General features: G+C 44.2%; 1 protein-coding gene. It reads left to right on the top strand.

Annotation, left to right across the window (positions count from 1 at the left end; translation table 11 throughout):
• On the top strand, window positions 1-538 hold a 538-nt coding region (locus JX304_RS06145; protein ID WP_205011717.1), incomplete at both ends, for a hypothetical protein.

Here is a 538-nt window from a genome sequence, read left to right as displayed (position 1 = left end):
AAGCCAATCAGCATCATTGAGTACCTCAGCGTCTGAGTCAGCTTCAACATCAGCAAGCCAATCAGCATCATTGAGTACATCAGCATCTGAGTCAGCTTCAACATCAGCAAGCCAATCAGCATCATTGAGTACATCAGCATCTGAATCAGCTTCAACATCAGCAAGCCAATCAGCCTCATTGAGTACATCAGCATCTGAATCAGCTTCAACATCAGCAAGCCAATCAGCATCATTGAGTACCTCAGCGTCTGAGTCAGCTTCAACATCAGCAAGCCAATCAGCATCATTGAGTACATCAGCATCTGAGTCAGCTTCAACATCAGCAAGCCAATCAGCATCATTGAGTACATCAGCGTCTGAATCAGCTTCAACATCAGCAAGCCAATCAGCATCATTGAGTACATCAGCGTCTGAATCAGCTTCAACCTCAGTAAGCCAATCAGTGTCTGCATCTGAATCAGCTTCAACCTCAGTAAGTCAATCAGTATCAGCATCTGAATCAACTTCAACCTCAGTAAGTCAATCAGTATCAGCATCT

The sequence above is a fragment of the Streptococcus parasanguinis genome, from assembly GCF_901875555.1.
GTDB lineage: Bacteria > Bacillota > Bacilli > Lactobacillales > Streptococcaceae > Streptococcus > Streptococcus parasanguinis_H.
The sequence above is the reverse complement of the archived record's forward strand: the minus strand, read 5'-3'. Positions and strand labels throughout refer to the sequence as shown.